This is a genomic window from Oerskovia sp. NPDC056781, assembly GCF_042789955.1.
In the GTDB taxonomy this organism is placed as follows: Bacteria; Actinomycetota; Actinomycetes; order Actinomycetales; family Cellulomonadaceae; genus Oerskovia; species Oerskovia rustica.
Genome location: NZ_JBHUAD010000113.1, coordinates 1 through 12721 on the forward strand (window position 1 = coordinate 1; position 12721 = coordinate 12721).

The following is a 12721-nucleotide window of genomic DNA, read 5'->3' on the forward strand; positions in this document are numbered from 1 at the left end:
GTTCGGGTCGTCCGCCGGGCACGTCTGACGACCCGAACTGCACACTCGACGCGCGTCTCCGACGATCGGGCCGCCCGCGGTCATCCGCGCTCCGACGACCCGACCAGCCCCGACTCGTACGCCGCGATCACGAGCTGCACCCTGTCGCGGCACCCGAGCTTGCGGAGCACCTCCGACACGTGCGACTTCACGGTCTGCTCGGTGATGAAGCCCGGCGATGTCCGCGAGCACGACCCTGGCCTCGGCGTCCATCGACCGGTGCAGGTACGGCGCCGACTCCGCGCGGACGGCGACGAGCGAGATGTGGTGTGCGACGACGTCGTGCAGGTCGTGCGCGATCCGGGCCCGCTCGACGGCGACGGTCTCGACCGCGAAGGCCTGGTCGGAGACGCGGGCGGCGGCGGCCGTGCGCAGGCGGGCGCGCTGCCCCGCACCGACGGCGGTGCTCGTGGCCACCGCAGCGAACGACATGACGACGTAGAGCACGAACGTCACGTCGCTCTCACGGCCGGACGTCACTGGGCCGATCGGCAGCATGGCAGGGACGCCCGAGGCGCAGTAGATCGCGACGATGCCGGTGGCCAGTGCGAACGGGAGCAGCGAGCGGTGCCACGTGTCGTGCGCCGCGACGACCGCTATGGCCAGAAGTGCGAGCCACCAGGCCCAGACGAACGTGCCGATCAGCGGGAGGAGGAGGAAGGGCCAACCGGCGAGCACGCAGGCCAGCAGGGTGGACCGGCGCGCGACGAGCACCCCCACCACGGCTGAGAGGCTGCCGAGCGCGATGACGGGCACGACGAGCGTGGGGTTCGCGATCATGTTGGTCCAGAGCCTGCCGTCAGAGGGCAGCTGGATCGGGGTCACGAGCGTGAACAGCCCGACGAGCAGCGCGAGCACGCCGGGGAAGATCCAGGGACGCCAGTCCTCGCGCTCGGTCGCGGCGGCTCCGGTCGTCCGCGACCGGTCGGGTGCGCCCTCGGGTGGCGGCGGCGAGGCGATGGGCCCAGGGGCCCGGGCGGCGGTGACCATGTCGACGATTGTTGCGGGTCCGCCCCTGGGCGTGGCACCGGCGCGCGACGGACCCTGTCTCCCTCCTGCGGGGGAGGTCGGCGGGAGCCGCACCCGCCGAGGCCAGGCCTGGCGTGGCGCGCAGGCCGACGGCAGGATGGGCCGATGGTCCCCGACGACGCGGTTCCCGCCACGCCCAGCACGGCCCCTGGCTCGACCGATACCTCGCACGCAGCCTCGTCCGCGTCCGTCGGACCACCCCTCCCGCACGCGCTCGCCCGCGCCGTGCTCGGCGCGGCCGTCATGGGCGTCGGGCTCGGTGCCTCGGTCGCGCTCGGCATCGCTGCGGCGGAGCTCTGGGGACTCGACGGGTTCCTCGCGCGCCTCGTCCCCGCGCTGCTCGTGACGTTGCTGGTCGTCCCGACGATCCTGTTCCTCCGGCGTCGGTTCGACCGCCGGTCGCTGCGCGGCATCGGGTTGGTCGGCCCGCTCACGGCGGTCCGGACGGCCGGCCTCGGGTTCGGCGTCGTGCTCGCTTCTGCCGTCGTCGTCCTGGGCGGGGCCACCGCCGCGGGGTGGCTGACCTGGGGAGCGGTCGAGCCGGGGGACCTTTTGCTCTTCCTCACGACCAACACGTTGATCGCCTTGCTCTACGAGGCGGTGCCCGAGGAGGTCTCGCTGCGCGGCTACGTGCTCACGACGCTCCGGTCCCGGTATGCGCGCAGGGTCGCGATCGCGGTCACGACGGCCCTGTTCCTGACCGCCGCCTCGACGTCCGTCGTGGTGAGCGCCGGACTCACGCGCCTGCTGGGTGTCGAGACGTTCCCGTGGGGCGTCGCACCAGCGGGGGAGGACCCGGCCTCGTACTTCATGCTGCTCGCGGTCTTCGGTCTCATGCTCGCCTACGCGCGCGAGGCGGACCCGACGGCGAGCGTGTGGACGTGCGTCGGTGCGCACCTGGCGTTCCTCACGGTCAACCGGGTCGTGCTGTCGGCGAGCGGGACGGGTGTCGAGGTCGACCTGGCGAGCCCCGATGTCCTGCTGCTGGTGCCGCTCTACGTGGGTCTGGCGATCGTGGCTTTCGCGTTCCTGGGCGAGCGCGCACTGCGTCCCAGCCCGCGAGAGGTTCCCCCGAACTGCTTGACCCGCCCGGTACCCCGGCCTACGGTCCGCCGACGCGCGTGACCCACGACCTCCTCGACCCGCCGGCCCGCCGGGCCCACGAGGGCCGTCCGCAGGAGGGTCCGCGCCGGACGGAGGAGACATGACCGCGGCGATCCACTGGTTCCTGCCGACGTCGGGGGACGGGCGCACCGTCGTCGGGTCGTCGCACGCGGCGACGTCCCCCGGGACGGCGCAGGCCTTCCGGGCCCCGACGCTCGACTACCTCACCGACGTCGCCCGCGCGGCCGACCGTCTGGGCTACGAGGCCGTCCTGACCCCCACCGGCACGTGGTGCGAGGACGCGTGGCTGACGACCGCGGCGCTGCTGCGCGAGACGCAGCGGCTGCACTTCCTCGTCGCGTTCCGCCCGGGCCTGGTCTCGCCGACGCTCGCCGCGCAGATGGCAGCGACGCTCCAGCGGTTCTCGGGCGGGCGCGTGCGGCTCAACGTCGTGACGGGCGGGGACGAGAGCGAGCAGCGCAGGTTCGGCGACTGGCTCGAGCACGACGAGCGCTACGCGCGCACGGCCGAGTTCCTGGCGGTGGTGCGCGGGCTGTTCTCGGGCGAGCCGCTCGATCTCGACGGGCAGCACTACCGGATCCGCGACGGCCGGGTCCCGGTGCCGCCGGACCCGGCGCCGCCCATCTACTTCGGCGGCTCCTCGGAGGCTGCGCTGCCCGTCGCGGCCGAGCACGCCGACGTCTACCTCACGTGGGGAGAGCCGCCGGCGCAGGCCAAGGCGAAGATCGACCGGGTGCGCGAGCTCGCGGCCGAACGGGGGCGGACCCTGCGGTTCGGCATCCGCCTGCACACGATCAGCCGCGACTCGTCGGCCGAGGCGTGGGGCGTCACCGAGAAGTTCCTCGATGCGTGGTCGCCCGAGCAGGTCGCGGCCGCGCGGGCGCAGTTCCGTTCGTCGTCCTCGACGGGCCAGCGGCGCATGGCCGCGCTCAACGACGGCCGCTTCGACGGCCGCTCCCGGTCGCTCGAGGTGCACCCGGGCCTGTGGGCGGGCGTGGGGCTCGTGCGCGGCGGGGCCGGGACGTCCCTCGTGGGCAGCCACGAGGAGGTCGCCGACCTCGTGCAGGAGTACCACGAGGCGGGCTTCGACGAGTTCGTGCTCTCGGGGTACCCGCACCTTGAGGAGGCGCACTGGTTCGCGGAGGGTGTGCGCCCGATCCTGGACCAGCGCGGGGTCACGCGTCCGGTCGGGGCGCGGGGCGCCGTCGGGCAGGAGAGCCCGGCGGGGGCCCGGCCCGCGCGCGACGAGGCCGCGCTCAGGACGCACTCGGTGGCGTTCTAGGCGCGGCCCCTGACCGGGCGGGCGCGACGGCGCGGGCCCGAGAACCTCAGACGCGCACGACCATCTTGCCGGTGTTCGCGCCGCGCATGAGGTCGAGGAACGCGTCGACCGAGTTCTCGATCCCGTCGACCACGGTCTCGTCGAACACGACGTCGCCGGCCTGGAGCCACGCGCCCATGTCGCGCGAGAACGCGGGGAAGTGCTCGAGGTGGTGGCCGATCGTGAAGCCGCGGAGCATGAGGCTGCGCGTCACCATGTTGCTCATGTTCCGCGGGCCCGCCGCGGGCTCGGTCTCGTTGTACTGCGAGATCGCGCCGCACAGCGCCGCGCGCCCGAAGTCGTTGAACGCGCCCAGGGCTGCTTCGAGGTGGTCGCCGCCGACGTTGTCGAAGTACAGGTCGATCCCGTCGGGTGCGGCCACGGCGAGCTGGTCGGCGACCGGTCCCTCCTTGTAGCTGAACGCCGCGTCGTAGCCGTAGCGCTCGGTCAGGAGCGCGACCTTCTCGGGGGTCCCGGCGGACCCGACGACGCGGCCCGCGCCCTTGAGGCGTGCGATCTGGCCCGCGGCGGTGCCCACGGCCCCCGCAGCGCCCGAGATGAACACGGTGTCGCCCTCGCCCAGGCCCGCGATCTCGAGCAGCCCGACGTACGCGGTGAGACCGGTCATGCCCAGGATCCCCAGGTAGGCGGACAGTGGCACGCCCGGGATCTCGGGGACCACGCGGAACGCGGTCGCGTCGCCCTGGGCCACGTCGCGCCACCCGAGCTGGTGCAGCACGACGTCGCCGACCGCGATGCCCTCGGCCGTCGAGGCCTCGACGCGCCCGACGGCGCCACCGGTCATGGTCTCGCCGAGCGCGAAGGGCGGCGTGTAGGACTTCACGTCGTTCATTCGCCCGCGCATGTACGGGTCGACGGACACGAACTCGTTCCGGACGCGCACCTGGCCGGGGGCGAGCTCACCGAGCTCGAGCTGGACGGTGCGGAAGTCGTCGTGCGTGGGCCAGCCGGTGGGGCGGGCGACGAGCTGGATCTGCGTGGAGGAGGTCATGCGTCGGGGTTTCCTTCGGTTGCGGTTCTGCGGGAGCGTGCCCGACGGCGTCGCAACAGCCGGGTGGGCCGGTGCGGCGGGGGTGGTGGCTCGGGCAGCGGGGTGGTCGGTGTGCGGGGCCCGGTGGCGGTCAGGACACCAGGGCGATCACGAGCAGCACGATCGCGATCGCGGGTGGGACGAGCTGGACGAGCGCGGCGCGGGCCTTGGCGGGCGAGGAGACGATCAGCACGAGCCCGGCGAGGACCATCGAGCCCGTCGCGCTCAGGACGAGCGCCGCGCCGACGTCGGTGTGACCGCTCGTGACCAGCACGGTGCCGATCGCGGTGATGGCCGCGAGGAACAGGTTGTAGAAGCCCTGGTTGAAGGCGAGCTCCTTGGTCGCGCGGGCCTCCTGCTCGGTGGTCCCGAACGTGGCGCGGGTCCGCGGCGAGGTCCAGGACACGGACTCGAGCACGAAGATGTAGACGTGGATCAGCGCGGCGAGGCCGGCGAAGACCAGTGCTGTCGCGGTCATGGGGGTGTCCTCCTGGGTGAGGGGCGGGCTCTCGTGCCTGCCGCTGCCGACGGGAACGACGTTCTGAACTGATCGGTCTACTAATCGACGGTACAGTTGTGTACCGGTCGGTGCAATTCGAGAAGCGGAAGGTGAGGCGGTCCACATGGGCAGGTCGCAGTCGTTCGACACCACCACGGTGGTCCAGGCGGCCCGGGACGTGTTCTGGGACCAGGGCCTGGACGGAGCATCCCTCCCGGACCTCGAGCGCGCCACCGGGCTCAACCGGTCGAGCCTCTACCACGCGTTCGGCTCCAAGCGCGGGCTGTTCGACGCCGCCGTCGACGACTACCTCGACACCGTGATCCGGCCGCGCCTGCGCCCGCTCGTCGAAGCAGGTCAGGGGAGCGCCGCCTCACCCGAGGCCGGACGCGCCGTCGTGACGTACTTCGACCGGCTCGCCTCCGCCGTCGGGCGGCTCCCTTCCGACTCCCCGCGGCTCGGCTGCCTCCTCGTCGGGTGCGCGACCGGTGCCGCCGGGCACGACGAGGCGCTGCGCGCCGCGGTCGACGCCTACCGCGCCGAGCTGGCCGACGCCCTCGTCGGGGCGCTGCGCGCCGCGGACCCGGCGCTCGCGGGCCGTGCCGTCGAGCAGCGCGCGCGCCTGCTGCTCTCGCTCCAGCTCAGCGCGCTCGCGCTCGCGCGCGTCAACCAGGACGAGGCCGTCGCGATGCTGCGCGCCGCACGTGACCAGGCGGCGGAGTGGGTTCCGCGCGACGCGTAGCGGTGCGGGGCGCAGATGCTTCGTCTGATAGGAAGTAATTCCCCGAACGAGACGAGAAGCCCATGGAGTTCGCCCCCTACCTGATCGCCGGCGTCCTGGCGGTCGTCGGCGTGACCGCGCTCGCACCACGCCTCGGGGTCGCCGCCCCGCTGATCCTCGTGCTCCTGGGCGTCGCGGTGTCGTTCCTGCCCGCGGTCTCGGCCGTCGAGGTCGAGCCCGAGTGGATCCTCGCGGGCGTCCTGCCCCCGCTGCTCTACTCGGCGTCCGTGAGCATGCCCGCGATGGACTTCCGACGAGACCTCAAGGCCATCAGCGGCCTGTCCGTGGTGCTCGTCGTCATCAGCGCCGTGGTGCTCGGCTTCCTGTTCCACCTGCTCGTCCCGGGGATCGGGCTCGCGACGGGCATCGCGCTCGGCGCGATCATCAGCCCGACCGACGCGGTCGCGACCTCGATCGTCAAGAAGGCCGGCGTCTCGCCGCGCGTCGTGACCGTGCTCGAGGGCGAGAGCCTGCTCAACGACGCCTCCGCCCTGGTGCTGCTGCGCTCGGCCATCGCGGCGACGGCCGCGACCGTCTCGGTCGGGCAGGTCGCGGGCGACTTCGTCTACGCGGTCGCGGTCGCCGTGGTCATCGGCTTCCTCGTCGGCAAGGCCAACCTGTGGCTGCGCTCGCGTGTGCGCGAGGCCACGTCCAACACCGCGATCTCGTTCGTCGTCCCCTTCATCGCGTTCCTGCCCTCGGAGCACCTGGGCGCCTCGGGGCTCGTCGCCGTCGTCACTGCCGGCATCGTCACGGGCCTCGGCGCGCCCAAGCACCTGAGCCCCCAGGACCGCATCGCCGAGAAGGCGAACTGGCGGACCGTCGAGCTCCTGCTCGAGGGTGGAGTCTTCCTGCTCATGGGGCTCGAGGTGTTCGGCCTCGTCGAGGAGGTTCGCGAGGAGCACGGCAGCCTGTGGACGGCCGCGGGGCTCGCGCTCCTGGCCGCGGTCGTGGTCGTCGCGCTGCGCTCGGTGTTCGTCGCGGCCTTGCTGTGGCTCATGAAGCGCTCCAACCGGCGCAACCCCGAGGTGCGCGAGAAGCTCTCGGCCGTGACCGACAAGCTCGACCGCGGCGAGCTGCCGACGGTCGAGGACCGCGGGCCGGGCCGAGGGAGACGGCGGCGCCGCATGCCGCGAGGTGCCACGACAGGCGGTCAGGAGGTTGCCGCGGACGGCGGTCCGGGCGCGGACCGGACGAGCGTGCGCGTCCCCGGCCTGGGCGGCCCGGGCGGGCTCGCCGGGGCGCGCGGCGGCCCTGGGCGGAGCACGGGTCCGGGGGAGGCGCCCTCGCTCGACGACCCGCGCGTCCAGACGCGCATGGCCCGCGTCCAGACGTTCCTCACGCGCCGCATCGCCGACATCGACTACCTGGCGGCCGAACCGCTCGGGCGCCGCGAGGGCGTGCTGCTCGTGTGGGCCGGGATGCGCGGCGTCGTGACGCTCGCGGCAGCGCAGTCCCTTCCGGCCGACACCCCGCACCGGGCGCTGCTCGTCCTCATCGCGTTCTTCGTCGCGGCCGGGACGCTCCTGGTCCAGGGCGGTACGCTGCCGTGGGTCGTGCGGCGCCTCGACCTGACGGTCGACACGTCGACCGAGAACGACGAGCGGCTCGCTCTCCTCGGCGAGCTCTCGCGCGTCGCTTCCGAGGCGATCGACGCGCCCGGGCTCGCGCGCCCCGACGGGACGCCCTACGCGCCCGAGACGATCGAGCGCGTACGCCAGGAGATCGCGCACGACGACCTCGTGGACCGCGAGGCGACCGAGGCCGACGAGCAGCACCGGCAGTACCGCGAGCTGCGGCTCGCGGTGCTCGCGGCGCAGCGCGCGGAGCTGCTGCACGTGCGCGACCACGGCACCTACAGCTCGGGGGCCATGGACGAGACGCTCAAGGTGCTCGACGCGAGCCAGATCAGCGTCGAGATGCACGCGCCGTCGGCGGAGCGGTAGGCCCACCTCTGCCGAGACGTGAGATGGCGTCCCAGGATCCGGAGATCCAGGGGCGCCAGCTCACTTCTCGGCGGTGCGGCCGGGCGCGCTACGCCGTCTGCGCCCGAGCGATCCGCACGAGGTGCAGCAGCGCGTCGAGGTCGATGTCGGCGAGCGACTTGAAGCCCACGCTCGAGCTGCCGATCTTGGCGCGCCCCAGCGTGTGCGCGTACTTCTGCGCGACGTACTGGTCGTCCTCGACGGCGTTGACGTACACGCTGAGGTAGTTCTGCTGCACGGCGAGGCCGACGACGAACCACTCGACGCTCCCACCGCGCGGGCGCGGCTGGAGCAGGTCGCCGTACCCGACGATCCGCTGGTCGGTCCCGCCCCAGAAGACGCCCTCCCACAGGACCCGGGAGCGGCCCGACATCACCTCCGAGATCGCGGCGTCGAGGCGCAGGGCGTCGTCACGGAACCGTTCGGGAAGGGTCGTCAGGTACTCGTCGGGATCGGTCTGGGTCTTCTGCACGAAATGCTCCATCCGGTCGGTCGGCTGGTCGAACGAGGCTATGCGTGCTCCCGGGGACGGGCGACCGGGCGCGCCAGAACGTGACCGGAACGTAGCCGGGTGCCCCCTTGTATCTAAGGTGCTATGGTCGCAAGATGTCGCCTCGCAGGAAGTCCGACGACCAGGCCCCCAGCGCCGTCGAGCGTGCCTTCGCCGCGGTGTCCGCCTCGATCATCACGGGCGAGACGGCGCCCGGGGCGCTCATCACCGAGGGAGAGGTCGCCGACGAGCTCGGCATCAGTCGCACCCCCGTCCGCGAGGCGTTTCTCCAGCTCCAGACGTGCCGCCTGCTCACGCTGTTCCCCAAGCGGGGAGCGGTCGTCGCCACGGTCGCGGACAAGGAGGTCGCAGACCTCCTTGCGGTCAGGATCATGCTCGAGTCGTCCGCGATCCGCGCCCTCGACGGGAACCCCCTGCCCGACGACGTCGCGCACGACCTCGAAGACCTCGTCGCCCAGCAGGTGGTCGCCGAGCACGACGGCGACCTGCTCGCCTTCTCGCAGGCCGACTTCGCGTTCCACTCCCGGGTCATCCGCGCGGGGGACAACGACGTGATCGAAGACCTCTTCGCGCAGCTCGGCCCGCGCCTCGAGCTCCTGACCCACCGTGCCGTCCGACGCGACGCGACCTCGCCCACGCGACTCCTCGCCGACCACCGTGTGCTCGCCACGCTGGCTCGTGCCGGGGACGCACCGGCGTACGAGGCCGCGCTGCGCGCGCACGTCCAGCGAGGCAACTACGGCTGACGGGCGCGTCGCCCGCCTGGTCACCACCACCTCGCCCTCCCGCTCGGCCACCTGTCGTGGCCGTGCCGTGCCCGTCGACGGGCTGCCGTCCCACCGTCCTCGTCCCCGAGAAAGATCATGAACCGCCACCGCTCGTTCCCCGGCTGGCTGCGTGTCGCCCCGGCCCTCGTCGTCATGGCGTGGGGTGGGAACCACTTCACGCCGCTCCTGCACATGTACCAGGACCTCGGGAACTACTCCGTCGTCATGGTCGACCTGTTCCTCGGGATGTACGTCCTCGGTCTCGTGCCGGGCCTGCTCGTGGCCGGACCGCTGTCCGACAGGTACGGGCGCAAGCCGCTCGCCGTCGTCGGTGTCCTGGGCGGGATCGGGGCCAGCATCCTGCTGGCCCTGGGTTTCGGCAGCGAGGTCGTCATCTGCCTGGGGCGCCTGCTCGCCGGACTGAGCGTGGGCGTCGCGATGTCGGTCGGCACGAGCTGGGTCAAGGAGCTGTCGAGCGCGCCGTTCGACCTGGGGACCGACCCGACGGCCGGGGCTCGCCGCCCGTCGCTGTCCCTGACCCTCGGGTTCGGGACAGGCGCCGGGGTCTCGGGCGTGCTCGCCCAGTGGGGTCCGTGGCCGACGATCACGCCCTACGTGGTCCACGTCGCCCTCAGCGTGGTCGCGCTCGCCCTGCTGGCGACCGCCACCGAGACGATCGGGGGACACCGGTCGACGACCTCGCTCCTCGCCGACCTCCGCGTACCCGCTGCCGCGCACCGCCGGTTCCTGCGCGTCGTCGTGCCTGCCGCGCCCTGGATCTTCGGAGCGGCCGGGATCGCCTACGCCGTCATGCCGCAGCTCGTCTCCGAACAGACCGGTGACCTGTCGTTGGCCTACGCGACCCTGCTCACGGTCCTCACGCTCGGCACGGGCGCGGTGGTCCAGTCGTTCGTCGGGGCGATCGACCGGGCCACGAGGGGACGGGCGCTCGTCGTCGGGATGGGCCTGATGCTGCTCGGGACGGCGCTCGCCGCGACCAACGGGACCGTCCTGTCGCCCGTGCTCGGCGGGCTCGCCGCGGTCACGCTCGGCGCCGCGTACGGGATCTGCGTGGTGGCCGGCCTGATCGAGGTGCAGGCCATCGCGACGCCCACCGACCTCGCGGGTCTCACGGGCGTCTACTACAGCCTGTCCTACGTGGGCTTCCTGCTGCCCGTGGCCCTGGCCGGGGCGACGGCGCTCGCCGGGTACACGGTGCTCCTCGCCGTGGTCGCGGTTGCCTGCGCGGGGTGTCTGGTGGCGGTCGCACGGGGGCTGCGCGCCACGGCGTGACCTGGCCGTGACGGGGCCGTGGCGAGGCACTGTCGGGTCGCACGCGATGGCGCAGGTCGAGACGTTCGGATGAGGTTGGTCGGTCCGAAGGGGTGAGTCGGGGACCCCCTGCCGGGCGAGAACGTAGAGGGGTCAGGGCGCGATCAGCGCACACACCCATCACGTAGGAGCTCGACGATCATGAAGGTTCTTCGCACCGTCACCACCACTGCTGTCTCCGCCGCGCTCGTGCTGGGTGGTGGGGCTGCGGCATTCGCCGCCGAGGGGACAGACGTCCCCGAGGCCGGCACCCCCACGACGACCGACCCCGAGGCGCCCGCCGAGCAGGCCGCGCCCGTCGTGGAAGCCCCTGCCGCCGAGGCCCCCGCCTCGCAGAGCACGACGCCGGTCGACCCGGTCGTCGCACCGGCCCCCGAGGCTCCCGCGGCACCCGAGGTTCCGGCAGCTCCCGCGACGCCGGTCGACGAGGCTGCTCCCGCCGAGGTGGCGCCCGAGGCCCCCGTCGAGGAGGACGCGCCCGTCGCCGAGACCCCCGCAGCGGATCCCGGGGGCGAGACCGCGACCGAGGCGGGAGTCGTCGAGCAGGCGACGGACGCGTCGGCCGTGGGCGAGACCACCGGCACCCCGCTGGCCGCCGCGTCCGCGTTCGGCGCGCTGCAGTCCGCCCCCGTCTACCCCGACGCGGACTATCACCCGCACTGGGAGGACAGCTACCACAACGGCTTCTCGTGCGACTACTGGTACTTCCTGGAGACCGGTGACACGACGTCGGGCCGTGACTGGGCGGGGTGGAGCGGTCAGCCCCAGCTGCACATCCTGCACCACTCGCTCACGGACGACGACGGCACGATCCACATGGTCTACGACCGCGACATCGCGAACTACTGGTACCACGTGTGGTCGGGCGACGAGACCGTGACCCCGGACGCCGAGGGCATCCACTGGGAGAACACGTCGGCCCAGCAGACCGTGCTCGTCAACGGCTACAAGGGCGGGGCGGACCTGGCCGCCCGCGGCGCCGACGCTCGGGTGCTGTTCGACCGGGCGGGGGTGAGCGTGCCCGACACCGCCACGATCGCCGACTACCAGTACAGCATCGACAACGGGTGGATCACCCTGGCCGACGCCGAGCGGGCCGTCGCGGAACAGAACGCCCGTCGTGCCGACTACACGGCGTACGAGGCGACGCAGTTCGCGGTCTGGTACTTCTCCACCGGCCACGACATCATGGGCCTGTTCTTCGACGTCGACGACGCCGGGCACGTGACCCTGAGCCAGAAGGCGCTCGACCAGTTCGCCGGGCAGCAGGCGGAGGACTGGACCCGTACCTGGGACCAGGGCTACCTGAGCGACCGGATGGCGACGATGCAGACCGCGGCCTGGCTCATCGAGCAGGCACTGAACACGAACGTGGTCATGCCCCAGCCCGGCTTCGTCTCGCACGGCTACGTCAGGAACACCGACGGCTCGACCGACTACGGCTTCACGGCCTCGCTCGTCGGCGGCACGGGTGACGTCCACGTCGAGCTGCGTACCTCCGACGGCCGGGCCGTCCCGGCCGGCGTGACCCTGGTCGACGCGAACGGCAACCTGGTCTCGTCCGTGACGCCGGGGCAGCGCGTGTTCGTCCGTGTTCCCGCGGGCCTGGACGTCGCCACGCTCCCGCAGTTCCAGCTGTGGGGCTCGGCGCAGGGCACCGAGCAGGGCAGCCCGCACTTCTACACGGGCAGTGACCACAACAACCACGGCGAGGGCTCGTTCGACGAGAACGGCCAGTGGATGCCGTCGACGTTCCCGCACTGGCTGATCGGTCTGGGCGAGCTCGACCGCCCCTCGACCGCGTGGGACTGGATCGGCATCAGCCTGGCCGACGAGCCCGAGGCCCCCGTCACGCCGGAGGACCCCACGGACCCCGAGGACCCGACGGACCCGACGGACCCGGTCGTGCCCGAGGACCCGACGGACCCGGTCGTGCCCGAGGACCCCACGACCCCTGTCGTCGAGACCACCGACGCCGTGGACCCGATCTTCGTCGGGACCGACGGGGCCGTCCGGACGGTCGCCTCGACCGACCCGACGAACCTCGGCCTGACGGACACCGTCCCGGTGGCCGCCGCGGCCCAGCGGACCGAGGCTGCGGACCTCGCCACGACAGGCGTGAACGCGGGCCTGCTCGCCGTCGCGGGAGCCTTCATCGTCCTGACCGGTACGGGTCTCGTCCTCGCCGGGCGTCGTCGGACGTCGACCAGCACGGACCGCTGACCGCCCACGGCCCGACCGCGTGACCGACCGCAGGGGCGCCCCCTCCGACCACGGAGGG

General features: G+C 72.8%; 10 protein-coding genes and 2 pseudogenes. 7 read left to right on the plus strand and 5 right to left on the minus strand.

Annotated features, from left to right (window positions below; all coding sequences use genetic code 11):
• Positions 1–80: 80 nt before the first annotated feature.
• Both ACFRCR_RS11165 and ACFRCR_RS11170 read right to left on the minus strand, forming a co-directional pair.
• A pseudogene (locus tag ACFRCR_RS11165) lies at positions 81–209 on the minus strand (response regulator transcription factor); the annotation flags it as partial.
• Positions 210–243: 34 nt separating this feature from the next.
• Positions 244–1029 (minus strand): annotated as a pseudogene (locus ACFRCR_RS11170) (histidine kinase dimerization/phosphoacceptor domain-containing protein); the annotation flags it as partial.
• Positions 1030–1173: 144 nt separating this feature from the next.
• Between ACFRCR_RS11170 and ACFRCR_RS11175 the strand changes: the two are divergent.
• Both ACFRCR_RS11175 and ACFRCR_RS11180 read left to right on the plus strand, forming a co-directional pair.
• Positions 1174–2193 carry a CPBP family intramembrane glutamic endopeptidase gene (locus tag ACFRCR_RS11175; RefSeq protein ID WP_377677553.1) on the plus strand — a complete coding sequence of 340 codons (1020 nt, stop codon included), beginning with the start codon at positions 1174–1176 and terminating at the stop codon, positions 2191–2193.
• A gap of 79 nt (positions 2194–2272) precedes the next feature.
• Positions 2273–3475 (plus strand): LLM class flavin-dependent oxidoreductase, encoded by a 1203-nt coding sequence (locus ACFRCR_RS11180; protein ID WP_377677555.1) that lies wholly within the window; start codon positions 2273–2275, stop codon positions 3473–3475.
• A gap of 46 nt (positions 3476–3521) precedes the next feature.
• On the opposite strand, the gene ACFRCR_RS11185 is transcribed toward ACFRCR_RS11180, so the two are convergent.
• Both ACFRCR_RS11185 and ACFRCR_RS11190 read right to left on the minus strand, forming a co-directional pair.
• On the minus strand, positions 3522–4526 hold the full coding sequence (locus ACFRCR_RS11185; RefSeq protein ID WP_377677557.1) for an NADP-dependent oxidoreductase: 1005 nt from the start codon (positions 4524–4526) through the stop codon (positions 3522–3524).
• A gap of 130 nt (positions 4527–4656) precedes the next feature.
• Positions 4657–5043, minus strand: coding sequence for a DUF1304 domain-containing protein (locus ACFRCR_RS11190; RefSeq protein WP_377677559.1), 387 nt, complete (start codon positions 5041–5043; stop codon positions 4657–4659).
• Positions 5044–5188: 145 nt separating this feature from the next.
• Between ACFRCR_RS11190 and ACFRCR_RS11195 the strand changes: the two genes are divergently transcribed.
• Complete coding sequence (locus ACFRCR_RS11195) at positions 5189–5806, plus strand: TetR/AcrR family transcriptional regulator (protein ID WP_377677561.1); 618 nt, start codon at positions 5189–5191, stop codon at positions 5804–5806.
• Between the two features lie 62 nt (positions 5807–5868).
• Positions 5869–7791: a cation:proton antiporter gene (locus tag ACFRCR_RS11200; protein ID WP_377677563.1), complete on the plus strand. Its 1923-nt coding sequence runs from the start codon at positions 5869–5871 to the stop codon at positions 7789–7791.
• Positions 7792–7879: 88 nt separating this feature from the next.
• On the opposite strand, the gene ACFRCR_RS11205 is transcribed toward ACFRCR_RS11200, so the two are convergent.
• Positions 7880–8302 carry a hypothetical protein gene (locus ACFRCR_RS11205; RefSeq protein ID WP_377677565.1) on the minus strand — a complete coding sequence of 141 codons (423 nt, stop codon included), beginning with the start codon at positions 8300–8302 and terminating at the stop codon, positions 7880–7882.
• Positions 8303–8436: 134 nt separating this feature from the next.
• Here ACFRCR_RS11205 and ACFRCR_RS11210 point away from each other — a divergent pair, with 134 nt between their 5' ends.
• The 3 genes from ACFRCR_RS11210 (at position 8437) to ACFRCR_RS11220 (ending at position 12663) form a co-directional block, all read left to right on the plus strand.
• Positions 8437–9087, plus strand: coding sequence for a GntR family transcriptional regulator (locus ACFRCR_RS11210; protein ID WP_377677567.1), 651 nt, complete (start codon positions 8437–8439; stop codon positions 9085–9087).
• Between the two features lie 117 nt (positions 9088–9204).
• Positions 9205–10401, plus strand: a complete 1197-nt coding sequence (locus ACFRCR_RS11215) for an MFS transporter (RefSeq protein WP_377677569.1) — start codon at positions 9205–9207, stop codon at positions 10399–10401.
• A 180-nt stretch (positions 10402–10581) separates the two neighbouring features.
• Entirely contained in the window at positions 10582–12663 is a 2082-nt protein-coding gene (locus ACFRCR_RS11220) for a hypothetical protein (RefSeq protein WP_377677570.1), read from the plus strand.
• Positions 12664–12721 lie beyond the last annotated feature (58 nt).

Bases quoted from the DNA above. Each gene is read 5' to 3' on its own strand.
- ACFRCR_RS11175 (WP_377677553.1), top strand. From the start codon at position 1,174: ATGGTCCCCGACGACGCGGTTCCCGCCACGCCCAGCACGGCCCCTGGC.
- ACFRCR_RS11180 (WP_377677555.1), top strand. From the start codon at position 2,273: ATGACCGCGGCGATCCACTGGTTCCTGCCGACGTCGGGGGACGGGCGC.
- ACFRCR_RS11185 (WP_377677557.1), bottom strand. From the start codon at position 4,526: ATGACCTCCTCCACGCAGATCCAGCTCGTCGCCCGCCCCACCGGCTGG.
- ACFRCR_RS11190 (WP_377677559.1), bottom strand. From the start codon at position 5,043: ATGACCGCGACAGCACTGGTCTTCGCCGGCCTCGCCGCGCTGATCCAC.
- ACFRCR_RS11195 (WP_377677561.1), top strand. From the start codon at position 5,189: ATGGGCAGGTCGCAGTCGTTCGACACCACCACGGTGGTCCAGGCGGCC.
- ACFRCR_RS11200 (WP_377677563.1), top strand. From the start codon at position 5,869: ATGGAGTTCGCCCCCTACCTGATCGCCGGCGTCCTGGCGGTCGTCGGC.
- ACFRCR_RS11210 (WP_377677567.1), top strand. From the start codon at position 8,437: ATGTCGCCTCGCAGGAAGTCCGACGACCAGGCCCCCAGCGCCGTCGAG.
- ACFRCR_RS11215 (WP_377677569.1), top strand. From the start codon at position 9,205: ATGAACCGCCACCGCTCGTTCCCCGGCTGGCTGCGTGTCGCCCCGGCC.
- ACFRCR_RS11220 (WP_377677570.1), top strand. From the start codon at position 10,582: ATGAAGGTTCTTCGCACCGTCACCACCACTGCTGTCTCCGCCGCGCTC.